This window comes from Trinickia symbiotica (genome assembly GCF_003028655.1).
GTDB lineage: Bacteria > Pseudomonadota > Gammaproteobacteria > Burkholderiales > Burkholderiaceae > Trinickia > Trinickia symbiotica_A.
The window spans coordinates 460,890-486,198 of the sequence record NZ_PYUC01000002.1 but is presented as its reverse complement, the minus strand read 5'-3'; the positions used below and the strand labels follow the sequence as shown (position 1 = coordinate 486,198).

Here is a 25,309-nt window from a genome sequence, read left to right as displayed (position 1 = left end):
TCACGATGCGTCGGCGGGGCCGCTCCATTGCTCGTGCAGCAGGCGGGCGTCGACGCGCCCGCCGTGCCAGGTCGCGCCGCTTTCGAGGCTGCTGACCCAGACCTCGGCCGGCGCGAACAAAGCCGGATCGATCTGATAGAAGTCGTAATTGAACGACGTGAAGATCTCGGCGAAGGGGCGCCCGTAGTCGCGCGAGTTCGACGCGGGCAATTGCTGCGCGAGCGTCTTCGCGGCGGCGTCGGTCCTCACCGTGAGATGGACGCGTCCGCCGTAGAGAATCGCGTCGTTCGTGCGGCCCATCGCCGCGATGCCGTCGGGCGCCGGCGGCGGCAACGGCGCCGAGCCCGACCCTTCGACTACTTCGGCGAGGTCGATGCCCAGCACATGCGTTTTGTGCAGCGCGACTTCGACCACGCGCGCGACGACCTGCACCGTGCCGGCGATGGAGTGCGTCGGCGTGGTCACGATCGTCAGGGTTTCGGGCGCGAGTCCGCAGTCGAGCGCGACTTTGTCGATGACGACTTGCGGCGGCAGACGATCGACTTCGAGCACCAGTACGCCGCGCGCATGACGATCGCGATAGCCGAGCTCGGCGAAAAGGGGCTCTTTCACGGCGAGCGCGCGCGCCGGCCCTGAGCCGAGCGAGAAGAACTTCTTGCCGCCGGTCTGCTCCTTCGTTGCCGAGAGGCTCCAGCCCGCGTACTGGCTTCCGAGGCACGAGAGCACGGGCCAGGAGGTCTGCACGTCCACCATCGTCGGCCAGATCGGCGCGCTCTCGAGGCTCGAGCGCACGGCGACGTCACCGAGTCCGCCCATGCAGATACGCGCGACGAGCACGCCGGCCTCGATGCCGCCCGCCGCGGCGACCCCCGCATCGACGAGCACCGTGCCGGCTTCCGTCCGAGTCGACGAGACGCGCAGCCGCCCCGCTTCGTCGAGGAGGCGGGCGACGAGAGGCTCGCTCAGGGCGTTGACGCTGAGCGTCGCGAGGCCGTCAGGGCCGCTAGCCGTGCTTGACGAGGAGGACATGATCAGGCTCTTCAAAGGTGTCGATTCGTTCGAGCATGCGCTCGCGTTCGTTGTCGAGGGCTTGCTCGACCGTGTCGCGCGACGACGCCGTGGCGACGAGCGTGACGAGCGGCTGGCCCACTTCGATGCGCGTGCCCGGCATCGGCACGTCGCGGCAGCCCGGGTCCGCCGCGCAGGCATCACTGAGCGCGGTGGAGCAGGTGAGCGCACGCGGCGCGAAGAGGACCTGCTGACCCGCGCAGCGCGCGGCACGGCCGCGAGGCGCGTTCGGCAGTAGCCCGCGCAGGCAGGCGTCGAGATGACAGGCGATGAGGCCGAACGGCCAGTGTTCGCGCCAGGCGACCTCGTAAAGCGCCATCGTCGACGACGGGCGCGCGTTGATTTCGAGCAGCGAGAAGTCGTCGCCGTCGAGCAGAAAGTCGCAGCTGTTGAGACCCGTGAGACCGGCGTGCGCGGTGACGGCGGCGATGGCGTCGCGCAGGCGGCGCGCGAGCGCCTCCGGCAATTCGACGGGTCCTATCGAGCCGGTATGAACGAACGGCGAAGCCCCGATCGCCGCGGTCAGCTGCTCGGCGAAACCCAGCACTTGCGCGCGGCCGCGCGCGGCCACGAACAGCGCGGAAAACGGTCGTCCGTTCGCCCGGCGCTGGAAATAGCCCAGTCGCGCACCCGGCTCGGCCCACCGCGGCGCATTCGCGGCCGGCACGACGTGCGTGCCGCCGCAGCCGTCGGCCTCTTTGAAGAGCCACCCCGGCTCGGCCGGCCGCGTCGTCGAGATCGGCGGATGGGCAATGCCGAGCGTGTCGAGCAGCGGAAAGAACCGCGACGGATCGCGCACTGCGGCGGCCGCCCGCGAGTCGTTGCCGATCAGCATGGGCAGGCCGCGCATCTCGCTCAATTCGTCGATGAGCGGCTCGGTGCCGCTGCCCGCGATCCAGCCCACGACGCGCGGCAGTCGAGCGACGCGCCGCAGCGAGGCGACGAGCCGCTCGCGATCGATCGCGAGCGTCTTGCCGCCGACGTCGAACCAGAGCGACGACGCGGCGCGCGTGTCGCGATCGCCGAACAGGTCGAGCGCGGCCACACGCAGGCCGGCCTGCCTGGCGGACTCGGCGAGCATGCGAGCGGAAAGCGCCGCGACGGCGACGAGCGGCGCCGCACTGGAGGGAGCGACCGAGACCATCTGCATCGATGCCTGTGAAGCGTGAGCACGATCGGGCATGGGCGTCAGCCGAGGCCCGCGGCGACGGCGCGCGCTTCGTCGAACGCCTGAGGGAAGCCGAGATAGACCGGCTTTTTGCTCGTCCGCATCTGCACGAAGAGCCGATGCTCGACCTGGTATTTGACGTTGCCGATTGCCAACGCGCCGATGCCGATCGGGCTTGCATCGCCGTTCGGGCCGATCGGCTTGCCGTCGTTCATCACGTTGACGCCGGCGATGCCTTCCGGCGGCACGGCGTTGACGTCGGCCGCGACGAGCAGGCGCCGCGCGTGCGCGAGATCGTCCGAGCTCGCCACTTGCACGCCGGCCGTGGCCGTCGCGAGGAGAATCTCCGTGTCGGCGAGCGCGCCGCGCAGCGCCTCGGGCGATTCGACGCCGACCGCCGTCGTCGCGATCCCGAAGCGCTCGTTGATCTCTTCGCTGACTTGTTGCGCGCGCGAGAGCGACGCATGACTCGCGAGCGTGACGTCGGCACCGAGCGATGCGGCCATCGCGGCCGCCACCCGGCCGACGGCGCCCGTGCCGCCGAGAATCAGCACGCGCTTGCCGCCGAGCTCCATCTCGTGCGCGCGCTTCAGATGTCGCTCCACGAGCGCGACGAGCGCGGCGGCCGTCGTATAGGAGCCGCTCGGATCGGCGAACACCGAGACCTCGAACGGCGGCACCATCGACTTGCGCGCGGTCTCGAGCATGTCGGCGGCGAGCATCACGTCGCGCCCGCCGATGAAGATGCCCGTACGCGATACGCCTTTCGGCCCGCGCGAGAAGATTGCGTCCTGCGTGAGATTGGTGACCATGCCCGCATCGACGCCGCAGTACGGGACGATGACCTGGTAGCCGGCATCGGCCGCCATGTTGACGTCGAACGGGCTCATCTGCGGCGTGGCCGTGAGCATGTGGAGGATATAGGGCCTTTCAGTGGCATCTGACATGGCGGAGCACTCGCGTTGCTGTCTTGGGTTTGGTGGTGATCGCTCAGGCGGCTCCGATGCGCGCTTCGTGCATGCCGGCGATCCGGACGACGGCGCCGCGATTGCGGCCGGTCACGAGCGCGCATTCGATATGGGGCTTGGCGCTCGCCGCGTTGCGCGCCGTCAGCAGTGCCGCTTCGGCTTCCTGCGGATCGGGCAGGAATGCGAACCCTGTCGGCCCCCACGATGTCTGTCCGATTCCGGCTCGGTGGCGAGCCGCCACCGCGCGCAGCGCTGCTTCGACGTCGGGGCTCGAGAACACGCCGCCCTGCACGGGCGCGAAATACTCGCCGATCGTTTGCTGCATCTCGGTGATGCCGTGCCCGAACGCCTCGAAGTCGCATTCGGCGGCGCCGGGCACGATCTCCATCAGCACGAGGTGGCAGAGATGGGCGGCAAGGGCGCGCGGAAACGGCGGCAACGCCGCCAGGCCGCGGCGCTCGGCTTCGCCAGAGAGGCCCTCGCGCGAATGGTCCGTCACGAGCAGCACGCGCCAATCGTCGGGAAACGGCTGGCGCGCGACGAGCGGCGGCAAGCCGCGGGCATTCCTGTCGGAGCGGGCTCCGCCGTCGACGATGAGCCCGCCAGAATCGAAGCCGAGGATGCCGATGCCGGAGCGGCGCCCGCGGCCCAACAGCTCGGCGAGCTCGGCTGTCGTCGCGGCTTTTCCGGCGAGGCGGACGTAGGCCGTGCCGATGGCGAGCGCGAGCTGGGTGCCTGAGCCGAGGCCGCTATGCGCGCGCGGCGTGCGCACGACGTCGATGGCGACGGGCGTTGCACCGTATGCGCTCCGCAGCCGGTCGAGGCACAAGGCGATACGCTCGCGCTCTTCGATCGAGCACCGGCCGCCGATCACGTCCGATTCGGCGATGCGCGCATCGATCTGCGTACCGAGGCCGTCGACCACGAGCCCGATGCTGCCGAAGACGCGACCGAGCGAGCCGCTGGGATCGAGAAATCCGAGGTGCAGCCGGGCGGGCGCCTCCACGGTAACGGTGGCGCGATGAGCGGGACGACGAAAATGAAGCGGCATCGCAAGGATCCTCGTAGGGGGCTTGAAGCCGGCGGATGCCAAGCAGGAGCCGTACCAATCCTCGAGCTGCCCGCCCCGCCGAGCGGCGGCGCGGTTCGGCTGTATGCCGGTTTGACGGCCTCGCGCTCCGTGCGACGCATTGGCCTAAGCGTTTTGTGCCGGGCGAGGCGCACTGTGTCACCGCTTGCGGGGCTTTCCCGCGGCCGCTTGTGAGCTTGAATCAGGCCACCGGCTGGCGCGGGCGGCGTGCGGGTCGTCGGGCAAGGCCGTCTCGGGGAAGCCGGCGGGTCCCGCCGCAGGGCAGGGGCTGCGGCTGCGGCGAACCGTGGGTCAACCTTGTCACGGATTGTTCTTGGGCGCGTCGTACTTGATATAGCGAAAACGCTGATCGTCGGACGGCGTACCCTCGAGTGGGCCGCCTTCGCGCCCCGGTTGCCACTGAACGACTTCCTCGATCTTCTTCGCGAGGGCGAAGTCCTTGTCGGTGATGCCCTTGGCCGTGTGCGTCATCAGCTTGACGATGACGAACGCATAGGAAACCGTGAGGTCCGGATGATGCCAGGCTGCCTCCGCAAGATGGCCGACGGTGTTCACGACCATCAACGTTCCTTTCCAGCTTTCCGTGCGGTACTTGCGCCGCAGCCAGCCGTCGTCGAAATACCAGTGTTCGAGCGGACCGACGAGACGCTCGCGAATCTCTTCCTCGGAATAGACGCGCTCCTGATGGGTCATGACTTTCGCTCCTCGTTTAGGACACCAAAGAAAGATTAGACACCAAATAAAGACCGGACCCGCAAGCGGCGGACCCCCGATCCATGCGTCGAGGCGCGGCGACCGGCTGTCGCTGCCGCAACGCTCGTCCGCGCGGCCTGCCCACGCCGCTATCGCGGAATTGACACAGTATGTCTCGCTTCGAGACGAGCGGTCCGGCACGTTTCGTTGCGGCGACGGCTGCGACGCTCAACCGGAGCCACATGACGCACGCTCGCCGCCCGCGCGCGGCGCCTGCTTGGGAAGGCCGCACAGTACGGCTTTGCCGCGTCCGGTCCGATCTTGCTGCAGTGCGAGAAGCGCAGATCGGCATGGAATATGCGTTGCCCCGCCATACGCCATGAAGCCTGCCGCCCAAAGCGCAAGCGGCAAGTCGAGCAGCAGCGATCAAGCATAACGGAACGGCTCTCGGGTAGCTGATGCAGGAGAGAGCCCACAAAAAGAAGCAGGTGAGCGGCGTGGATCGTTACCCGCATCCGTGAGGGCGCGCCCGGTGCGATGAGGTAGCGTGGGTCATTCGTTCGTGAGTTGAACAGCAAGACAATTCTGGAGGAGACATGAACTTACGCACCATGGTTCTTGGGCTCGCGATCCTCGTTACCGCGGGCCTCAATTCGATGCTGGCGCAAGCCGATCCCGATCTCGATGCAGCAATGAAGAACACGTCGAACTGGGCTTCCCAGGCCGGCGACTACGCGAATCACAGGTACAGCACGCTCAAGCAGATCAACGCGAACAACGTGAAGAACCTGCAGGTCGCGTGGACGATGTCCACGGGTGTGCTGCGCGGTCACGAAGGCTCGCCGCTCGTCATCGGCGACACGATGTATATGCATACGCCGTTTCCAAACAAGGTGACAGCGATCAGCCTCAAGGATCAGACGTTTCTATGGGTGTACGAGCCGAAGCAGGAGGACCAGGTCGTTTCGGTGATGTGCTGCGACACGGTCAATCGCGGTCTCGCCTATGGCGACGGCAAGATCTTCCTGCAACAGGCCGACACGACGCTCGTCGCGCTGAACGCGAAGACGGGCGACGTCGTCTGGACAGCGAAGAACGGCGATCCGAAGAAGGGTGAAACGAACACGAACGCTCCGCACGTATTCGGCGACAAGGTGCTGACCGGCATCTCGGGCGGCGAGTTCGGCGTGCGCGGCCGTGTCATCGCCTACAACATCAAGGACGGCAAGCCGGCCTGGACCGCGTACAGCACCGGTCCCGACAACGAGATGCTGTTGGACCCCGAAAAGACGATGACCTATTCCGACGGCAAGATGGTGCCGGTCGGCGCGGACTCTTCGTTGAAGTCGTGGAAGGGCGATCAGTGGAAGCTCGGCGGCGGCACGACCTGGGGTTGGTATTCGTACGATCCGAAGCTGAACCTCGTCTACTACGGCACGGGCAACCCCGGTACGTGGAACCCGACGCAGCGGCCCGGCGACAACAAGTGGTCGATGTCGATCTTCGCTCGCGATTTGAATACGGGCATGGCGAAGTGGGTCTATCAAATGACGCCGCATGACGAATGGGACTACGACGGCGTCAACGAAGTGATCCTGGCCGACCTCACGATCAACGGCAGCAAGGTGCCGACGCTCGTGCACTTCGACCGCAACGGCTTCGGCTATACGTTGAATCGCGAAACAGGCCAGTTGCTCGTCGCGCAGAAGTATGACCCGGCCGTCAACTGGGCCTCGAGCATCGACATGAAGAGCGGTCTTCCGGTGCGTGTCGCGGCGTATTCGACGCAAGCCGCCGGCGCGGATCACAACGTCAAGAACATCTGCCCGTCGGCGCTGGGCTCGAAGGACGAGCAACCGGCTTCGTTCGATCCGCAAACGAACCTCTTCCTCGTGCCGACGAACCACGTCTGCATGAACTATGAGCCGTTCGAGGTCGATTACACAGCCGGCCAGCCGTACGTCGGCGCGACGCTCGAGATGTTCCCGGGGCCGAGCGATCCGGGCAAGGGCGGGCCGAACGCCGGCAAGACGATTGAAAACTCGATGGGCAACTTCATCGCCTGGGATGCCGCGAAGGGCAAGATCGTCTGGTCCAAGCCCGAGAAGTTCTCGGTCTGGTCCGGTGCGCTGACGACGGCGGGCGGCGTGGCTTTCTACGGCACGCTCGAGGGCTACCTCAAGGCAGTCGACGTCAAGACCGGCAAGGAGCTCTGGAAGTTCAAGACGCCCTCGGGGATCATCGGCAACGTCTTTACCTATGAGTACGACGGCAAGCAGTACGTCGGCGTGTACTCGGGCATCGGCGGGTGGGCCGGCATCGGTCTCGCCGCGGGTCTGAAGAAGTCGAGCGAAGGTCTCGGCGCCGTGGGTGGCTATCGTGAGCTCGCGAAGTACACGGCGCTCGGCGGCACGCTCTTCATCTTCGCGTTGCCTTCCGCCGAAAAGAGCTGAAACCGGCGGTAGCCGGCAGAAGTTGGAAGTCGTTGGACGCCGCGCGGCCGGTGTCTTGATGGCGAGTTCGCGGCTCGCGGCACCGGCATCGTTTTTTACTCGCGCCCGCGCAAAGCCAAGTGTGTCAGGGCATCACAATGAAGGAGACGTTGGTATGAAAGGCCGCTCAATCTTGTTGCTGACGACAATGACCGTCGCCGTCGTCGCATTGCCGGTTGTCTATGCGCAGTCCAAACCGGCGATGGCCGAGCAGGTGGCATACAAAGTCGAAGGCAACGCGGTCGACAAGAAGACGTTCGACGGCTGGCATACGTGGCGAGCCCTCGATTGTGAGCGCTGTCACGGCGCTCAGCAGCAGGGAATGGTTGGACCGTCGCTCATCGACGCACTCAAGCAGATCGACAAGAACGAATTCCATCGCACGGTATTCGGCGGCCGCGTGGCCAAGGGTATGCCCGACTTCAGCTCGAGCGAGCGGATGCAAAAGAATTGGGAGAATCTCTACGCCTATCTGAAAGGGCGATCGGACGGCAAAATTCCTCCCGGCGATCTGAAACTGCTCGACGACGGAAAATAAACCCGGCGCCGAATGCCCTGCGCCCCCGTTGCGGATCTTCCGCAAGCGGGCGGCGCGCGGATGCGAGCATAGGGTTGTCCATCTTTCCGGAGGTCATCGATGCGTCACAGCAAACGAATGTCCGCGCATACCGCGCTTTTGGTCGTGGCGCTCGGCGCCACCGCGCTTGCGAGCGCGGCTGTGCGCGCGGACGGCCCAACGTTGCCGAACAACGACGGCGCGGACGGCGTGCTGAGAGTTTGCGCCGATCCGAACAACATGCCGCTCTCGAATGACAAGGGCGAAGGCTACGAGAACAAGATCGCGGCCGAGATGGCCCATGATTTCGGCTACAAGGTCGAGTACACCTACTTCCCGCAGCGCATGGGCTTCGTGCGCCACACGCTGCGCGAAAAGCTGCCGAATAGCGAGCGCTTCAAGTGCGATCTCATCATCGGTGTGCCGAAAGGCTATGATCTGACGGCGACGACGCAGCCCTACCTGCATTCGACGTACATCATGGTGGTGCCCAACAAGCCGGAGTATGCCAACATCAAGACGCCCGACGATCTGTTGCGCTTGCCACCTGATGAACTGCACAAGCTGCACTTCGGCATCTTTTCGCAGACGCCGGCGGTGGACTGGCTGCTCGCGCACAACCTGATCGATCAGGCCTACTCGTATCAAGTGCAAAGCGGCGATCCGGCAGCTTACCCCGGCGAGCTGATCGAGCGTGACCTCACGGCCGGCAAGATCGATGTCGCGTTCATCTGGGGGCCCATCGGCGCTTACTTCGCGAAGCGTGCCGGCGATGCGGTCAGGGTCGTGCCGTTCCCGCCGGAAAAGGACATCCACTTCGACTATCGAATCTCGATGGGAGTGCGCCACGGCGAAAAGGCGTGGCACGACAAGGTCGATCAATGGATCGGCGCCAACCAGGACAAAATCGACCGGATTCTCACGAGCTACAACGTGCCGCTCCTCAAGCCGATCGATACGCCCGACGAGAAGAAGGCAGGCGACTAGCGATGAAACGCGTACGGCGGCCGTTGAGCCGCATTTCTCGCGCAAGCGCGTTCGCGTCGCTGCTGGCGCTCGCCCTAGCGGGCGCACTGGGCCCGCTCGCCGCGCGCGGAGCGACGAACGAGGCCGCCTCCGCGGCGTCGCAGCCGTCGACCGAAATCACACCGGCCGAGAAGCTTATTTTCACGACCGATCATCTGCACGATGTCGCGCCGCAGACGGAACTCGACTACGCGATGGAAGCCTCGGGGAAAGACGCGGGCGCGGCCGACGTCGTGCGCGTCCTCGTCACGAGCCAGGGCAACACGAAGGGCGACGCGAAAGTCTCCGATCACAGCGGCGCGGTGCCGTTGCCGACGAGCGGGCTGCCGTGCAACCCGGTCATCATCTACTTCCTCGAGCGCGACATCAGCGAGATGCAAACGCTGACCGGCGGGCAGAAGCGCTACTTCCAGCAGCGCTTGCGGCTCGCGCTCGCGCAAGGGCCGACGATCGCGTCGGCGACGAGCCGCATCGGCGGCAAGCCCGTGGCCGTGCGGCAGATCGTCGTTCAGCCCTATCTCAACGATCCGAACGCCGATCGGTTTCCGCAGTACACCGGCAAGCGCTATACGTTCGAGCTCGCCGACGCATTGCCGGGCGGGGTCGCGCGGATTCGCACCGAAGTGCCGGGCCCGAACAACGACTTCGTGCATCCGCTGAGCACCGAGACGTTGACGTTCCAGGCTGCCGTGCGCAAGTTGCCCGAGTCCGGCAAGACGGCACCCGAGAAGTCTTCCGGCGCGCCGCGGGCGAGCCGATAGCCTCAGCACGCGGGTGTCCGCTTGGCGGTGCCCGCGGCGGTTCGGCCCGCGCGCCGTCGCTTCCCCCTCCCTGCAAGATGTAAGGGCCGACCGTGAACTTCATTCGCTCGCTGACTCTGCGGCAGCTGCAAATCTTCATCGTCGCGAGTCGCCACGCAAGCTTCGCGCGCGCGGCGGAGGAGCTGCATCTGACGCAGCCCGCCATCTCGATGCAGATTCGTCAACTCGAGGAGGCGATCGGGCTCGCCTTGTTCGAGCGCGTCGCACGCAAGCTCACGCTGACCGAGGCCGGTGAGCGCCTCACGCATCACGCGAGCCGCATCCTCGGCGAGATCAAGGATGCCGAAGACGCGATGATGTCGCTTCAGCTCGCCGACAGCGGGTCCATTGCGGTCGGCATCGTCAGCTCCGCGACTTACTTCGCGCCCAAGCTGCTCGCGCTCTATTCGAAGCAATATCCGAAGGTCGACGTCCATTTCTCGGTGGGCAACCGCGAGATGCTGCTGCGCCTCCTGCAGGACAACGCGATCGACCTCGCGCTGATGGGGCGGCCGCCCGCCGAGCTCGATACTGTGACCGAGCCGCTCGCCAGACATCCGCAGGTCCTCATCGCGCCGCTCACGCATCCGCTCGTCGGCGCGCGGCGCTTCGATCTGCAGGAGTTGCGCGGCGACACGTTCCTGTTGCGCGAGCCGGGCTCCGGCACCCGCATGGCGGCCGAGGAAATGTTTCGTCAGCACCTTTTCACGCCGGCGAAGATCGTCACGCTCGGCAGCAACGAGACGATCAAGCAGGCCGTCATCGCGGGCATGGGCGTGAGCCTGATCTCGTTGCACACGCTGCTGCTCGAGTTGCGTTCGGCAGAGCTTGCGCTGCTCGACGTGAACGGCACGCCCATCGAGCGCACCTGGCAGATCGTACACATGCGCACGAAGCAGCTTTCGCCGACGTGCGTCCTCTTCAGACGGTTCCTGCTCGAGCATGCGGCGCCTGCCCTCGAGCGCGAGTATGGCGGCTTCGTTCCGCAAAAGAAAGCGTCGCGCGTCGCGGCGCAGGAAGTCCCTTCGAATGGCGCCGACGAGGGATGAACGGGCTCTGAGCTAGACTGTCGGACGCCCGCCTCTAGAGCCGCCTTCGACATGGACACGCTGGAAACGCTGGACACGCCGGTATTGCCGTTCACCTACGATGAAATCGATCGATGGATCGCTTCGCTTCAGCCTACGCTTGCTCGCGAAGCATTTGCCTGCGCGATCGGAGTCTTGCGCGGCGGAGCGCCGCTGGCGCTGATGGTTTCGCACGCCACGGGCGTCCCGTACGCATCGTTGCGCTATGAACGCGCGACGCGGCGCGTCTCCTGGGATTCATCGATCCCAATGCCGCCGCCGGGAAGCAAAGTGCTGATATGCGAAGACATCGCCGGCGCGGGCCACACCCTCGCCGATTGCATCGATTTCCTGCTCGGGCACGGTCTCGACGTCAAGACGATGACGGTCGCCTACGACGATCTGAGCCGCATCCGGCCTGATTACGGCATCGACGGCCGCGGCTATTTCCCGCTGATGCCGTGGGAGCGCCACGCCTATACCGACGCCTATCGCGCGAGCTGGCGACGCACGCGGGCCGGCACCGCCGGCCCCATCGGCGAGGACCATGAATTCGCCGTCTACGCGATCGATCTCGACGGCGTTCTGCTGCCCGACGTGCCGCCGCATCGCTACGAGGCCGACCTCGCCGCGGCGCTCGCCGAGCGGGACGAGCTCCCGCCCTATGCGCATCTTCCCGAGGTCGATTTCGGGCGCACGAAGGCGATCGTGACGGGCCGGCCCGAGATGGACCGCGCGCGCACGGTCCACTGGCTCGCGCGCCATGGGTTCGACGGTCCGCATCTCGTCATGCGCGATCCCTCGAGGCATGACGACAGCCCCGAGCAAGTGGCGGCACACAAGGCGCAGGCCGCGGTGAGGCTCGCCTGCACGCATTTCGTCGAGAGCGATCCCGTACAAGCGATCTTCATTGCGCAATATGCGCCGCTCTTGAGAGTCGTCTGGTGGGACGCCGGGCGCAAGGCCGCGCGATTGATCGCGGCGCAATCATGGCGCATCGCCGCGACCGGGGTCGAATGACGGCGGCGGCCATGGCGGACGGCAAACGCGCACGCCGGAGCGCCGCGCGCGCTGCCCGGCTAGACCGGGGCGCGAGTGTCCTGCGTCGGCGCACGATAGCGATAGATGGCGGCGAGTCCCGTGCGCGAAGGCATCCGCTCCGGAGGCAGCACGATGACTTCGCCGCCGTTGCGCAGCACCTCCTGCGCGACATCGTTGAGCAACGTATCCACTTCGCGATGACCGCGGTGCGTCGGCTCGGCCAATTGCTCCTCCGTCTTGGGCTGGCCGTTCGGTAGCCGGTCGGTCTCGACGAGCAATGCGTCGACGCGGCCCTCATGGGCGGCTTCGACGACTTCCGCCGCGACGTCGGTTGCAAGCGCTTTCTGCGTGGCCTCGCGATACTCGTCGAGACGCGCTTCGACGGGCCGCTCGAAACGGTAGGCGAGTGCACGCGCGGCGACGGCCGCCAGCTCGTCGGCCTTTGCGTCGCCGAAATATCGGTCGATGCGTTCCTGCAGTAAATGGGGGTTCGTCGATACGCGTCGGAACAGCGCCTGATGCTCGGGCGTTGCGGCGAGCAACAGCGGCAGCCGCGAGGGCTGTGAATGGTGTTCGCATACGCCGCGCGCCACCGCGCGGAAGAAGCGTTCCTCGTCCTCGTTGACGACGTCATGCTTCGAGCCGCCGCCGTGATGCGCCGTGTAGCGGTCGCCGCGGTTTTCTCCGCCTTTTGCGCCTTGCACACGATCCTCGCTTTCGGGCATCGTGGCCGGCACGTCCAGCGCGCTGCGTGGTATCGATCGGTGAAGCTCGACCGGCGCGACATGACGAATTGTGCCCTCGTAAAGCGCTGCGCGATGGCGAGACAACAGCAGCAATTGGAACGGGTCGGCGAACTGGAATTGCTCGATGAGCGGCTTCAGATAGAAGGTATCGGCTACCACCGCGCGCTCCGGCACTTCGTCCGCGAGCTTCACGACATGGAAGAAGCCGGGCGCGCCGTAGAGGGCGACGCCTTTGAACGTATGGTCCCAGAAGCCGCGCTCACTGATGAGCGCATCGAACCGCGCGACGATGGGATCGACGATGGCGCGCGGATGCCGGGCGTTGGCATTCTCGCGCAGCCGCCCGAGGAGAGTCCGATAGCGGAGCACGTCTTGCTTGCTGTCGGGAAACGAGCCGTGCACCGGTTGACAGAGGGTGAGGCAGGGGGCTTGTCGCGGTGAGAGCAGCGTGGCGATATCGGGTTGACGGCGTAAATCCATGCGATGCTCCTCGAGAGGTGGGACATTCGGTTAACGTCGCAACGCATGTGCCCGGGGTGCCAGGCCGCGCGTGGCGCGCCGAGACGGACGACGGCACTCGGCGCAAAGCTACAGCAGACCGATTTGTCTCGCCGTGGCGTCGATCGCCGTTTTGGCCTTGGCGACGATCTCGTCGATCTCATGATGCGTGACGACGAGCGGCGGCGACAGCACCATGCGGTCGCCCGTCGCGCGCATGATCAGATTACCGTTGAAGCAGAAGTCGCGGCAGAGCAGGCCCACTTCCGGACCGTTGGCAAAGCGCTTGCGTGCGCGAGGATCTTCGGCGAGCTGCAGCCCGGCGACGAGCCCCGCGCCGACCACCTCGCCGACGATCGGGTGGCCGCCGAACGCGTCGCGCAAACACCGCTGAAAGTAGGGTCCCGTCTCGTGCTGGACATGCTCGACGATCCCTTCATCGCGCAAGAGCTTCAGGTTCGCGATCGCGACGGCCGCCGCGACGGGGTGTCCCGAGTAGGTCAGACCGTGATTGAACTCGCCGTTGTCGATGAGGGCGCGCGCAATGCGATCGTGGATCGCCACCGCACCCATCGGTACATAGCCGCTCGTCAGGCCCTTCGCGAGCGTCATGAGATCGGGCGAGACGCCGAAGTATCGGTGCGCGAACCATTCGCCGGTGCGACCGAACCCGCCGATCACCTCATCCGCGGCGAGCAGTACGTCGTACTTGCGGCAGATGCGCTCGATCTCGGGCCAATAGCTCGACGGCGGAAAAATGACACCGCCCGCGCCTTGAAACGGCTCGCCGATGAAGGCGGCGACGTTCTCGGCGCCGAGCTCGAGAATTTTTGCCTCGAGCTCGCGAGCGCGCGCGAGACCGAACGCTTCGGGCGTCACATCGGCCGGCGCTTCGCCATAGAAGTAGGGCTGACCGATATGCACGATATGGTCGACCTTCGCCGGCATCTGCTCATGCATGTAGTCCATGCCCCCGAGCGTCGCGCCGGCGATCGTCGAGCCGTGATAGGCGTTCTTGCGCGAGATGACATACTGCTTATCGGGCCGCCCCTGCGTTGCCCAATAGCGATGGACGATGCGCAGGACCGTATCGTTTCCCTCCGAGCCGCTGTTGCAATAGAAGAAGTGATTGAAAGGCTCGGGTGCAAGTTCGGCAAGCAGTGCCGAAAGCTCGATGACAGGCGGATGTGTCGTCTTGAAGAACGTGTTGTAGTAGGACAGCTCACGCATCTGCCGATAGGCGGCGTCGGCGAGTTCCTGCCGTCCATAGCCGACGTTGACGCACCAGAGGCCGGCCATGCCGTCGATGATGCGATTGCCGTCGGAGTCCCACAGGTAGACACCGTTCGCTTTGACGATGACGCGACTGCCGATCTGATTCAGCGTGCCCATGTCGGAGAACGGATGGAGATGATGCGCGGCATCGAGCGCCCGATACTCGGCCGTGCCGCGCGTGGTGGTCGTGGCCGCGTGCGGGAGTCCGGCGAGGTCCGTGCGGGCCATCTCGACGGTATCGGCCTGCGGCAGCGCCGCACCGGCGCGCTGCGGCGGGTAGGTCGAGGTTTCGAGTTCGTGGCTCATTTTGATTCCTTCGTTTAGACGTTGAGCAGCAGATGCTTGCGTTCCCACGAGCTGATCACGCGGAAGAACGCGTCGTACTCGGTTTCCTTCAGCACGAGATAGGCTTTGACGAACTGCTCGCCGAGGATCCCCGCGAGCGGCTCGCACGCGGCCATCAGCGTCAGGCCTTCCTCGAGGTTGCGCGGCAGCTGATAGGGCATCCGATAACCATTGCTCGCAAGCGGCTCCGTCGGCGTGAGACGCTGCGTGATGCCGAGATAGCCGGCTGCAAGCGTGGCCGCGATCACGAGATAGGGGTTGCAGTCCACGCCCGGTATTCGATTCTCGATTCGGCGCGCCGCCGGCGCCGAATGCGGAATGCGAAAGCCGACGGTGCGATTGTCGTAGCCCCATTGCACGTTGATCGGTGCGGCCATGAAGCGAGACAGGCGGCGATACGAGTTGATGTAGGGCGCGAAAATCGGCATCAGCGCGGGCGTGTACTTTTGAAGGCCGGCGAGGTAGCTATAGAACATATCCGTCGGCTCGCCGCCGGCGCCGGTAAAGAGGTTGCGCCCGGTCTCTTTGTCGATGAGGCTTTGATGCACGTGCATCGCGGAACCGGGCTCGCCTTCCATGGGCTTGGCCATGAACGTCGCATACATGTGGTGACGCAATGCCGCCTCGCGCACGGTGCGCTTGAACAGGAATACGCGGTCGGCGAGATGGAGCGGATCGCCATGAAGGAAATTGATTTCCATCTGCGCCGCGCCTACCTCGTGAATCAGCGTATCGACCTCGAGCTCCTGGATCTCGCAGTACTCGTAGATGTCTTCGAAGAGCGGATCGAACTCGTTGACGGCTTCGATCGAATAGGCCTGCCGCCCGGTTTCCGCTCGACCCGTGCGACCGACGGGCGGGCGCAGCGGCAGGTCCGGGTCTTTGTTCATGTCGACGAGATAAAACTCGAGCTCCGGCGCGACGACGGGCTTCCAGCCCTTCGCTTCATAGTGCTCGAGTACGCTGCGCAACACATGGCGCGGCGAGATCGCGACCGGCGTGCCGTCGAAGTGGACACAGTCGTGGATGACTTGCGCGGTCGGGTCGACAGCCCACGGAATCATCCGAATCGTCGACGGATCGGGCACACAGACCATGTCGGGGTCCGTTACGCCAGTGAGGCTGCTGTCGTCCGGGTAGTCACCCGTGACCGTCTGGATCATCACGGCCTGCGGCAGGCGCATCGCCTCGCCCGACTCGAACTTGCTGCGCGGGATGATTTTGCCGCGCGCGATGCCAGCCATGTCCGGGATGATCGCCTCGATCTCGGTGACGTGGTGCTTTCTCAAGAATTCATCGATGTCATACATGATCGTTCTCGTTGGTTTGATGGTGCCGGCTCGCGTCGCCCAAGGCCTTCAAGGCCGGACATAGGGGGACGCGACTTCGCGGCAACGCGCGTCATGCGTGTTGCCGGGAAGGGGAGCATGCACGCCGCGTCAGCGGACGGTGCCGCGTGTGACGAAAAGCCAGACGCTCGGCACGGATCGATCGCGCCGGCTGGCCGTCAGGCGATGTGCGCGTCGATGCACATGCGCCGGGCATGCAGCGAAGGGAAGGGGGCTGGAGAAAGAGACGCTACGGCAGCAGCGAGGCGACGCCGTCCTTATCGACGGCAACGAATGCGCGGGACGAAACGAGGTTGTGGCGCCGCACGGAGCGACGGGACAGGACGGTGGAGACGGACGAACACCGGCGAAACTCGAGCGTGCCGCCGCTGCCGTCGGCTGGGGCGCAATCGCCGCGAAGATACCTCGCTGGCTGAGTGCGGTTCCATCTAATAAAAGGGCCTCGGGCTCTCACGATGACCTCGACTAAGGCAACGTATTTCGAGCATATACGAGCGCTAAAAAACTCGTCAAATGTGTTGTGAGAGAAAACGTTGCCAAGTGTCTGCTGAAGCTGCTACAGACTCCTCGCAGCCCGACGTGCCGAGGAAAGAAATGCGCAATTAAATTCGGGAGTCAACATGAAACGACGCATCTCGCATCGACGATATTTCGATTTTTTTGATCGCTTCGACGATTAAATAGCCGCATTAGACGGGATAGATTGACGCGTCGCGTGGGCGCGAACGTGTCGCGGCGAAGCGTGACGTCGAACTCAAATTGGCGCGCGCGCGACGGCATTGAACGCCCCATCTGCCGCGCAAGCCGCGAAGAGCCACCGCCGGAAAGCCGGCGCCGCGGGCGCTTCGGGGCGCGCGGGAGGGCAGACGAGAAAATACCCGCGTGGCGTCGTGACCGGCGTATCGAAGAGCGCCACGAGCTGGCCGGTCGCGATGAGGTCATCGACGAGCGGCGACCAGCCGAGCGCCACGCCTTGATGGGTCAGTGCCGCGTGCATGACCAGCGCGTAGCTGTTGAAGGTCAAGCCATGTTCGTCGGGCGGCGCGGCAATGCCGTAAGCGTTGAACCAGCCGTTCCAGTCGAGCCAGCGCTCGGGCTCGGTCGGCTGCACATGCAGCAACGGAAGGGCGCGCAGATCCGCGGGTGCGGCGAGCGTCGAATGAGCCGCGCGAAACGCGGGCGAGCAGACCGGAATCACCTGCTCGGGAAAGAGGCGTGTCGCCGTGCAGGGCGACCAATCGCCGTCCCCGAACGCAATGGCGACGTCGGCGCGGTCGCGGCGAGGATCGAACGCGTGCTGCGATGTGACCACCTTCACGTCGAGATCCGGCATCGAGCGCCTCAGGCCGGTGAGGCGCGGCATCAGCCAGTAAGTGGCGAAGCCGGCGTCCGTGAGGATCGTCAGCGCGCCCTTGGCACGCCTTGATCGGATGTCGGCCACGGCATCGCGAATCGTCGTGAAGCTCTGGCGGACGGCTTCGTACAGTCGCTCACCTTCGGGCGTCAGCGTTACGCCGCGGTGACCGCGTTCGAATAGCGGCGCGCCGAGGTCTGCCTCCAGCTGGACGATGCGCTGGCTGATAGCGGGCTGCGTCGAATCGAGCTCACGCGCGGCCGCGCTGAAGCTGGCCAGTCGCGCCGCGGACTCGAATACCGAGAGCGCTTGCATAGGCGGCAAACGATCGTGTCCAGACATAAGCGCACCTAATAGGGCCATAAGTTTTGGGCGACTTCACACGCGATTAATGAGCCGACATATTCGATCCCACTCGCTCGGGACGCAGCGCGGATCGAGCGGCGGGTGCATTCGGTAGGCACGGCGAAGACTGCCCGCGAGCGCACCCCGTTTCGCATCTGATTTTAATCGGGCCCGTTCATGAATCCCAGCGCGAGAAAAAATATCCTTATCCTGATGGCGGACCAGATGACGACTTCGTCGTTACGGTCATACGGCAACACCGTCTCGAAGACGCCGCGCATCGATGCGCTTGCGCGCGGCGGCGTCGTGTTCGACTCGGCCTACTGTGCGAGTCCGCTTTGCGCGCCCTCGCGCTTTGCCCTGATGGCGGGCAAGCTGCCGTCGAAGATCGGCGCCTACGACAACGCGGCCGAATTCCCCGCCCAAACGCTGACGTTCGCCCATTATCTGCGCGCGGCCGGCTACCGCACTGTACTGTCCGGCAAGATGCATTTCTGCGGCCCCGACCAGCTACACGGTTTCGAAGAGCGCCTCACGACCGACATTTATCCCGCGGACTTCGGCTGGGTGCCCGACTGGGACCGGCCTGACTCACGGCCGAGCTGGTACCACAACATGAGCTCGGTGCTCGATGCCGGTCCGTGCGTGCGTACCAACCAGCTCGATTTCGATGACGAGGTGACGTTCGCCGTGCGGCAGAAACTCTACGACATGGCACGCGAACGTCAGGCAGGCAGCGATCTGCGGCCGTTCTGTCTGGTCGCTTCGCTGACGCATCCTCACGATCCGTACGCGATTCCATTGCCGTTCTGGAACCTCTATCGCGACGAGGACATCGACCTGCCGCGCGTGACGCTCGGCTACGACGAGAGCGACGCACATTCGAAGCGGCTGAGGCACGTCTGCGAGAACGACCGTACTCCTCCCACCGAAACTCAGATTCGCCATGCACGCCGTGCGTACTATGGAGCGCTTGCATACGTGGATGCGCAGTTCGGCGCGATGCTCGACGCGCTCGAGGCAACGGGATTTGCCGACGACACGATCGTCATCGTTACGTCGGACCACGGCGACATGCTCGGCGAGCGAGGCCTCTGGTACAAGATGACGTTCTTCGAGAACGCGGCGCGCGTACCGCTGATCGTGCACGCGCCGACGCAGTTCGCGCCGCATAGGGTGGCCGAATCGGTCTCGACGATCGATCTGCTGCCGACGCTCGTCGAGCTCGCAACCGGGGCGCGCGAAACTGCATGGCCCGATCCGGTGGACGGCCGCAGCCTCGTACCGCATCTGCGCAACGACGGCGGCCATGACGAGACATTCGGCGAATATCTTGCCGAAGGCGCCGTCGCACCGATCGTGATGATCCGGCGCGGGCCGTACAAATTCATCCATACACCGGCGGATCCCGATCAATTGTTCGACGTCGAGGCCGACCCGCTCGAGCTCGTCAATCTGGCGGAGAGTCCGTCGCATACGCAGCGCGTCGCGGCATTCCGCGCGGAAGTCGCGCAGCGTTGGGATCTCGACGCGTTGCATCGGGAGGTGAGCGCGAGCCAGCGCCGCCGGCGTTTCCATTACGCGGCGACGACACGAGGACGAATTCAGTCGTGGGACTGGCAGCCGTTCACCGACGCAAGCCAACGCTACATGCGCAATCACATTGAACTGGACACGCTCGAGGCGATGGCGCGCTTTCCTCGCGTCGTGCGCGAGTGAGCGACCGCCGGCGGCAACGGAAACCCAATCTAGACGCAGTCAAAACAACCCCACGCAGGAGCGGAAATGAAACGAAACGAACGCCAATGGGCGAGGAGCACCGTATCCACGATTCTATTCGTGGCCGCCGTGTTGCCCACGCTCGCGACGCGCGCGGCGGAGCCGGGCAGTTGCACCGAAGTTCGCATGGCCGATCCCGGGTGGACCGATATCGACGCGACGAATGCCGTGACAGGTGTGCTGCTGAAGGCGCTCGGTTATCGCCAGAGCGTCGCCAACCTTTCGGTGCCGATCACCTACGAAGGCTTGAAGAAAGGGCAGGTCGACGTGTTCCTCGGCAACTGGATGCCGGCACAGGGCCCACTCGTGAAACCGTTCATTGCCGAGCGCTCCATCGACGTGCTGCACGCCAATCTGACCGGTGCAAAGTTCACGCTCGCGGTACCCGATTACGTCGCGGCGGCCGGGGTCCATTCGTTTGCCGATCTCGCGAAACATGGCGAGCAATTCGGCGACAAGATCTACGGCATCGAGCCGGGTGCCCCCGCCAACCAGAACATCACGAAAATGATCGGCGACAAGGCGTTCGACCTCGGCGGTTGGTCGCTCGTCGCGTCGAGCGAGACCGCGATGCTGACGCAGGTCGAACGCGCGGTTCGCGACAAGAAGTGGATCGTGTTTCTCGCGTGGGAACCGCACGTGATGAACACCAAATTCCATCTCGCCTATCTGTCCGGCGGCGACGCGTATTTTGGGCCCGATTATGGCGGCGCAACGGTGAACACGGTGACGCGTGCCGGCTTCGCGGGGCAGTGCGCGAACCTCGGAAAACTGTTCAGGCAATTGACGTTCAACGTCGAGCTCGAAAATCAGATCATCGCCGACGTGCTGTTGAACAAGGCCAACGTGCATACTGCCGCCCTCGATGCCCTCAAGGCTCATACGAACCTGCTCGGACCTTGGCTCGACGGCGTGACGACGGCTACGGGCGCCGACGGATTGCAGGCAGTCAAGGCTGCGCTTGGCGAGAGCAAACAAAAATGACTAGACTACCTGCCCCGATATCATTCGGCCTTGCATTGGCCCTGGCATCCATACCCGCTCTGAGCCAAGCCCAAAGCAGCGTCACGCTATACGGTATTCTCGACGCCGGCATCACCTACGTGAGCAACAGTGGCGGCTCACACGTAATCAAGTTCGACGATGGGGTTTCATACGGCAACCGCTGGGGGCTGACCGGCACCGAAGATCTCGGCGGCGGCCTCTCCGCGGTGTTCGCGCTCGAAAGCGGCTTCAAGCTCGGCACCGGCAAGCTCGCGTTCGGCGGTGCCGAGTTCGGGCGACAAGCCTATGTGGGTCTATCGAACCGGTGGGGCACGTTATCGCTCGGCAATCAGCTCGATATGACCGAGGAAATGGTCTTCCTCTACAACGTCTCCGCCTGGGCAAGCGGCTACGCCATCCATCAGGGCGACTTCGACCGTTTCAACGGCGATCGGCTGCCGAATTCGGTCAAGTTCCTCTCGAAGGACATCAGCGGGCTGAAGTTCGGAGGCATGTGGTCCTTTGGCGGCGTTGCGGGCAACTTTCACGAGGACAGCGCGTACAGTGTCGGCGCCCACTATGCGCACGGAAACTTCACGATCGGTGCGGCCTATACTCAGTTGAACAATCCGCATGGCATTTACGCGTTCGATCCTTATGCGATGATCGGCACGCACACGTTCCTCGGCAAACCGACGGTCAGCGTCGATCCCGCGACCGGTGCCATTACCGATTTGTACGCGAGCACGTCTTTCCCGGTGGACAAGCAAGGCACGTTCGGAATCGGCTCGAGCTACGCGCTCGGTGCCGTGACCCTGATGGGGAACTTCTCGTACACGACGATAAAGGCGTTCGGCGAATCGTCGCACATGCAGGTGCTCGAGGGCGGGGCGTCCTGGCGAGTGACGCCCGCCTTCAGCGCGATCGGCGGCTATCAGTACACACGCTTCGAAGGGCACCACTGGAATCAGGTTTCGGCCGGAATGCACTACCTCCTCTCGAAGCGCACCGACGTCTATGTTTCCGGCGACTACCTGAAGGCATCGAGCGGCGTAGACGCGGTGATCGGCTATAGCTTTGCGCCGTCCACCACCTCGACGCAGGCGGATATCCGGATCGGCATGCGTCACTCCTTCTAGTCGATCTGCGCGTAGTCTGCGCTCAGAATGCTATCCCGCCTGCTTCACCTGAAAGATCCGCACTGCGTCGGCGAGCGTGCGTGACTGCTCCTGCAACGAGCCGGCCGCGGCCGATGCCTGCTCGACGAGCGCCGCGTTTTGCTGCGTGACGTTATCGATCTGCGCGATCTCGACGTGAATCTGCTCGATGCCCGAGCGCTGCGCGGCGCTCGCGGTGCTGATCTCGCCCATGATCAGTGCCGCCTCTTTCACGCTCGTCACGATCTGTTCCATCGTCTTGCCGGCGACGTCGACGAGTCGCACGCCGGCTTCGATTCGCTCGACAGACTTGCTGATGAGCTCGTTGATTTCCTTCGCGGCGGTCGCGCTGCGCTGCGCGAGTGCGCGCACTTCGGTCGCGACGACGGCGAAGCCGCGTCCCTGCTCGCCGGCGCGCGCGGCTTCCACGGCCGCGTTCAGCGCGAGAATGTTCGTCTGAAACGCAATGCTGTCGATGACGCCGATGATGTCGCCGATTTTGGTCGCGCTCGAGTTGATCTCGCTCATCGTCGTCACGACCTCCGTCATCGTGCGTCCGCCATCGGTCGCGACCTGACTGGCGAGCGCAACGAGCTGGTTGGCCTGCTTGGCATGATCGGCGTTGTGCTTGACGGCGTCGGTCAGCGACGCCACGGAGTGCGCCGTGCGCTGCAAGCTGAGCGCCTGCTGCTCGGTGCGCGAGCTGAGATCGTTGTTGCCCGCGGCAATTTCGTTCGAGGCCTGCGCTACCGTCTCGGCCGACTGCCGCACGTCGGCGATGGTCGTCTGCAGCTTTTTGCGCATCTGGTTCAGCTCGTAGTTGAGCCAGGCGATTTCGTCGCGACCGGACGACTCGATTTTGGTCGCGAGGTCGCCATTGGCGATGCGGCCGACGGTGGCGACGACGTTCTCCACGGGGACTTTGATGCTGCGCCGAATGCTCCAGCCGAGGAGTGTACCGAGTGCAACGGCGATCGTAGAGCCGATGCCGACGACGGGCAGAAGCGCATCGGCCATTCGCGCACCGTCGGCGGCGGCCGCCGCGGCTGCGACGCCCCTGACTGCCCATATCGCCGTGGCGCTCGCGCAGAGCACGAGCAGCGTCATGATGGCGAAGCCCGCCGATATACGCGTCGTCAGGCGGAAGTTGGAAAGCTTGATCATCGTCACCTCGAAAGCTCGTGTTGCGTTGCCGGGCGGCGGGCCGATGGCCGTGTGCGCAGCCGTGCTGCGCCGGTCGCCGCTGCACGTATTTACGGCGCGCCGGGCCCGTTCTCCGCACGCGGGTTTACACGGGGAGAGCAACAGTTTTGCTGAGATTTTCGAGGCGATCGATAACCGATCGTTTAGGCAAATGACGCTATCGTTTTTCCTTGTGGCGCGGCTTCATCAACACCTTGATGGAATCGAGAGAGTTGGCGACCTTGATCGCCTCATCCCACTCTTCGAGCGAAAAGCCGTGCGTCACGATGCCTTTCGACGTCACGAGCCCGCGCGCGAGCAGATCGATCGCGATCGGGTAGCAGTAGGGGCCGAGGTGCGCGCCTCGGAGGTCGAGCTCCTTGCGGTCGCCGATGATGGACCAATCGACTGATGTTTGCTCGCCGAACACCGAGAATTCGACGAAGCGCCCGAGCTTGCGAATCATCTCGAGTCCTTGCGGCACGCCCGCCGGCGCACCCGTCGTTTCGATGTAGACGTCGCAGCCGTACTGATCGGTGAGCGAGCGCACGATGGAGATCGCGTCGTCCTTGCGCGGGTTGATGATGACGTCGGCGCCATATTCGCTCGCGAGCGCGAGCCGCTCGTCGACGAGATCGACGACGACGAGCTTCTTCGGCGTCTTCAGATGCGCCACCTGCGTCATCATCAAGCCGAGCGGCCCGGCGCCGGCAATGACGACGACGTCGTCGAGCTGAATGTCGCCGCGGTTGACCGTATGGATCGCGCAGGCGAGCGGCTCGATGATCGCGGCGTCTTCGAGCGAGATCCCGAGCGGGATCTTGTGCACGATCGCCGTGGCGGGAATTCGCATGTATTCGGCCATGCCGCCATCCGCGACCTCGCGCTGAAAGCCGAAGATGTTGTGGACCTCGCACATCCAGTACTGGCCCGATTTGCAATACCGGCACTTGCCGCAAGGCACGATCTGCTCGGCGATCACGCGCTCGCCGATGCGCACGCCAAAGTGTTCGGCCGCGCCTTCGCCGAGCTCTTCCACGTAGCCGAAGAACTCATGCCCCGGAATCACAGGTGCCTTCACCCACGGGCTGGGCCCGCCCCAGAACATCTTCGCGCCCGCATAGCATTTGCAATCGCTTGCGCAAATGCCGCAGGCGGCAATGCGGATGACGAGCTCATTGCGGCCCGGCCGCGGCCGCTCGACGCGCTCGACGCGATAGTCGTTCGGCGCATGGCAGACGACGGCCGTCATCGGCGACTTTGCTTGCGATTCGCTCATCGATCACTCCATGACGATCTGGACTTTGACGTCGGTCGGCTTGCCGCTCGCCGCCTCTTCGAACGCTTCAATGCCGCGCGAGAAAGGGAAGGAGCGCGAGATGAACGGTTTCACGTCGACGCGGCCCGATGCGATCAACTGGATCGCGCGCGGGAACATGTTCGCGTAGCGGAAGACCGACTCGATCCGCGCCTCCTTGACTTGCAGCGCGACGACATCGACGGGAACGGCGTGCTGCGGCATGCCGACGAGTACGAGGCAGCCCCCGGGGCAGAGCAGGTCGACGATCCCTTCGAAGGCCTTTTCACTGCCGCTCGCTTCGAAGACGACGTTCGCCCCCCAGCCGTCGGTGAGCTCGGCGACGACATCCCGCACGCTTTTCTCGCGGATGTCGACGCAGGTGACGCCCGTTACCCCCCCGATCAAATCGAGCTTCTCGGGAACGAGATCGCTGACGATCGCGCGGCTGCAGCCGCCCGCGAGCGCGGCGAGCGCGCACATCATGCCGATGGTGCCGGCGCCGAGGATGACGGCGACGTCGCCCGGCTTGATCGACGCTTTCGTCGCGGCTTGCAGCCCGATCGAAAGCGGCTCGACGATCGCGCCTTCGGCAAAACTCACGTTGTCGGGCAGCTTGTAGGTAAAGGCGGCCGGATGGACGACGAACGGTGCGAGACAACCGTGAACGGGAGGCGTTGCCCAGAAGCGCACCTTCGGATCGAGGTTGTACATGCCTTCGCGCACGGCGCGGGAACTCATGTCGGGGACGCCGGGCTCCATGGCGACTCGGTCGCCGACTTGCAGATGACTGACCTCGTCGCCGACTTCGACGATCGTCCCCGACGCCTCATGGCCGAGCACCATCGGTTCGTTGACGACGAATGGCCCGATGCGCCCGTGCTGGTAGTAGTGAATGTCGCTGCCGCAGATGCCGACCGTATGAATACGGACGCGTACGTCGCGCGGCCCGACGGCTTGCGGCAACGTGAAGGGTCGCAGCCGGATGCGGCGCGCTTCTTCGAGAACGAGGGCTTCCATTTTCTTCCT

Annotated in this window: 21 protein-coding genes; 9 read left to right on the top strand and 12 right to left on the bottom strand. The window is 64.7% G+C overall.

Going from position 1 to position 25,309, the window contains the following annotated elements; all coding sequences use genetic code 11:
- The 5 genes from mch to C9I57_RS05620 all read right to left on the bottom strand — a co-directional run bounded on the left by mch (nt 1) and on the right by C9I57_RS05620 (nt 4,987).
- Nucleotides 1-1,029 (bottom strand): methenyltetrahydromethanopterin cyclohydrolase, encoded by a 1,029-nt coding sequence (mch, locus tag C9I57_RS05640; RefSeq protein ID WP_107149638.1) that lies wholly within the window; start codon nt 1,027-1,029, stop codon nt 1-3.
- Entirely contained in the window at nt 1,004-2,212 is a 1,209-nt protein-coding gene (locus C9I57_RS05635) for an ATP-grasp domain-containing protein (RefSeq protein WP_107149637.1), read from the bottom strand. Before C9I57_RS05635 ends, mch begins: the two co-directional genes overlap by 26 nt.
- A gap of 44 nt (nt 2,213-2,256) precedes the next feature.
- Nucleotides 2,257-3,183, bottom strand: a complete 927-nt coding sequence (locus C9I57_RS05630; protein WP_107149636.1) for an NAD(P)-dependent methylenetetrahydromethanopterin dehydrogenase — start codon at nt 3,181-3,183, stop codon at nt 2,257-2,259.
- 43 nt (nt 3,184-3,226) lie between these two features.
- A complete protein-coding gene (locus tag C9I57_RS05625) occupies nt 3,227-4,255 on the bottom strand; it encodes a beta-ribofuranosylaminobenzene 5'-phosphate synthase family protein (RefSeq protein ID WP_107149635.1) in 1,029 nt (342 codons plus the stop codon).
- Between the two features lie 339 nt (nt 4,256-4,594).
- Nucleotides 4,595-4,987 carry a 4a-hydroxytetrahydrobiopterin dehydratase gene (locus tag C9I57_RS05620; protein WP_107149634.1) on the bottom strand — a complete coding sequence of 131 codons (393 nt, stop codon included), beginning with the start codon at nt 4,985-4,987 and terminating at the stop codon, nt 4,595-4,597.
- A gap of 611 nt (nt 4,988-5,598) precedes the next feature.
- Between C9I57_RS05620 and C9I57_RS05610 the strand changes: the two genes are divergently transcribed.
- The 6 genes from C9I57_RS05610 to C9I57_RS05585 all read left to right on the top strand — a co-directional run bounded on the left by C9I57_RS05610 (nt 5,599) and on the right by C9I57_RS05585 (nt 11,948).
- Nucleotides 5,599-7,440, top strand: a complete 1,842-nt coding sequence (locus tag C9I57_RS05610) for a methanol/ethanol family PQQ-dependent dehydrogenase (RefSeq protein ID WP_258187531.1) — start codon at nt 5,599-5,601, stop codon at nt 7,438-7,440.
- A 154-nt stretch (nt 7,441-7,594) separates the two neighbouring features.
- Entirely contained in the window at nt 7,595-8,017 is a 423-nt protein-coding gene (locus C9I57_RS05605; RefSeq protein WP_018438874.1) for a c-type cytochrome, read from the top strand.
- Nucleotides 8,018-8,116: 99 nt separating this feature from the next.
- Nucleotides 8,117-9,022, top strand: a complete 906-nt coding sequence (locus C9I57_RS05600; protein WP_181321732.1) for a substrate-binding domain-containing protein — start codon at nt 8,117-8,119, stop codon at nt 9,020-9,022.
- 2 nt (nt 9,023-9,024) lie between these two features.
- Entirely contained in the window at nt 9,025-9,822 is a 798-nt protein-coding gene (locus tag C9I57_RS05595) for a hypothetical protein (protein WP_107149630.1), read from the top strand.
- A gap of 92 nt (nt 9,823-9,914) precedes the next feature.
- Complete coding sequence (locus C9I57_RS05590) at nt 9,915-10,910, top strand: LysR family transcriptional regulator (protein WP_107149629.1); 996 nt, start codon at nt 9,915-9,917, stop codon at nt 10,908-10,910.
- A 69-nt stretch (nt 10,911-10,979) separates the two neighbouring features.
- Nucleotides 10,980-11,948: a phosphoribosyltransferase gene (locus tag C9I57_RS05585; protein ID WP_107149747.1), complete on the top strand. Its 969-nt coding sequence runs from the start codon at nt 10,980-10,982 to the stop codon at nt 11,946-11,948.
- A gap of 59 nt (nt 11,949-12,007) precedes the next feature.
- Here the strand turns inward: C9I57_RS05585 and C9I57_RS05580 are convergent, their stop codons facing one another.
- The 4 genes from C9I57_RS05580 to C9I57_RS05560 all read right to left on the bottom strand — a co-directional run bounded on the left by C9I57_RS05580 (nt 12,008) and on the right by C9I57_RS05560 (nt 17,878).
- Nucleotides 12,008-13,195 carry a baeRF3 domain-containing protein gene (locus C9I57_RS05580; RefSeq protein WP_107149628.1) on the bottom strand — a complete coding sequence of 396 codons (1,188 nt, stop codon included), beginning with the start codon at nt 13,193-13,195 and terminating at the stop codon, nt 12,008-12,010.
- A 108-nt stretch (nt 13,196-13,303) separates the two neighbouring features.
- Entirely contained in the window at nt 13,304-14,716 is a 1,413-nt protein-coding gene (locus tag C9I57_RS05575) for an aspartate aminotransferase family protein (protein WP_219909855.1), read from the bottom strand.
- A 92-nt stretch (nt 14,717-14,808) separates the two neighbouring features.
- Nucleotides 14,809-16,143 carry a glutamine synthetase family protein gene (locus C9I57_RS05570; RefSeq protein WP_107149626.1) on the bottom strand — a complete coding sequence of 445 codons (1,335 nt, stop codon included), beginning with the start codon at nt 16,141-16,143 and terminating at the stop codon, nt 14,809-14,811.
- A gap of 793 nt (nt 16,144-16,936) precedes the next feature.
- Nucleotides 16,937-17,878 (bottom strand): choline sulfate utilization transcriptional regulator, encoded by a 942-nt coding sequence (locus C9I57_RS05560; protein WP_107149624.1) that lies wholly within the window; start codon nt 17,876-17,878, stop codon nt 16,937-16,939.
- Between the two features lie 180 nt (nt 17,879-18,058).
- Between C9I57_RS05560 and betC the strand changes: the two genes are divergently transcribed.
- The 3 genes from betC to C9I57_RS05545 all read left to right on the top strand — a co-directional run bounded on the left by betC (nt 18,059) and on the right by C9I57_RS05545 (nt 21,783).
- The gene (gene betC, locus C9I57_RS05555) at nt 18,059-19,600 is read left to right on the top strand and encodes a choline-sulfatase (protein ID WP_107149623.1); all 1,542 of its coding nucleotides are present in this window, start codon (nt 18,059-18,061) and stop codon (nt 19,598-19,600) included.
- Between the two features lie 66 nt (nt 19,601-19,666).
- A complete protein-coding gene (gene choX, locus C9I57_RS05550) occupies nt 19,667-20,644 on the top strand; it encodes a choline ABC transporter substrate-binding protein (RefSeq protein ID WP_107149622.1) in 978 nt (325 codons plus the stop codon).
- The gene (locus C9I57_RS05545) at nt 20,641-21,783 is read left to right on the top strand and encodes a porin (RefSeq protein ID WP_107149621.1); all 1,143 of its coding nucleotides are present in this window, start codon (nt 20,641-20,643) and stop codon (nt 21,781-21,783) included. Before choX ends, C9I57_RS05545 begins: the two co-directional genes overlap by 4 nt.
- Nucleotides 21,784-21,813: 30 nt before the next feature.
- Here C9I57_RS05545 and C9I57_RS05540 read toward each other — a convergent pair whose 3' ends face one another.
- The 3 genes from C9I57_RS05540 to C9I57_RS05530 all read right to left on the bottom strand — a co-directional run bounded on the left by C9I57_RS05540 (nt 21,814) and on the right by C9I57_RS05530 (nt 25,300).
- Nucleotides 21,814-22,965 carry a methyl-accepting chemotaxis protein gene (locus C9I57_RS05540; RefSeq protein ID WP_107149620.1) on the bottom strand — a complete coding sequence of 384 codons (1,152 nt, stop codon included), beginning with the start codon at nt 22,963-22,965 and terminating at the stop codon, nt 21,814-21,816.
- A 196-nt stretch (nt 22,966-23,161) separates the two neighbouring features.
- Nucleotides 23,162-24,262, bottom strand: coding sequence for an alcohol dehydrogenase catalytic domain-containing protein (locus C9I57_RS05535; protein WP_107149619.1), 1,101 nt, complete (start codon nt 24,260-24,262; stop codon nt 23,162-23,164).
- Between the two features lie 3 nt (nt 24,263-24,265).
- On the bottom strand, nt 24,266-25,300 hold the full coding sequence (locus C9I57_RS05530; RefSeq protein WP_107149618.1) for an NAD(P)-dependent alcohol dehydrogenase: 1,035 nt from the start codon (nt 25,298-25,300) through the stop codon (nt 24,266-24,268).
- Nucleotides 25,301-25,309 lie beyond the last annotated feature (9 nt).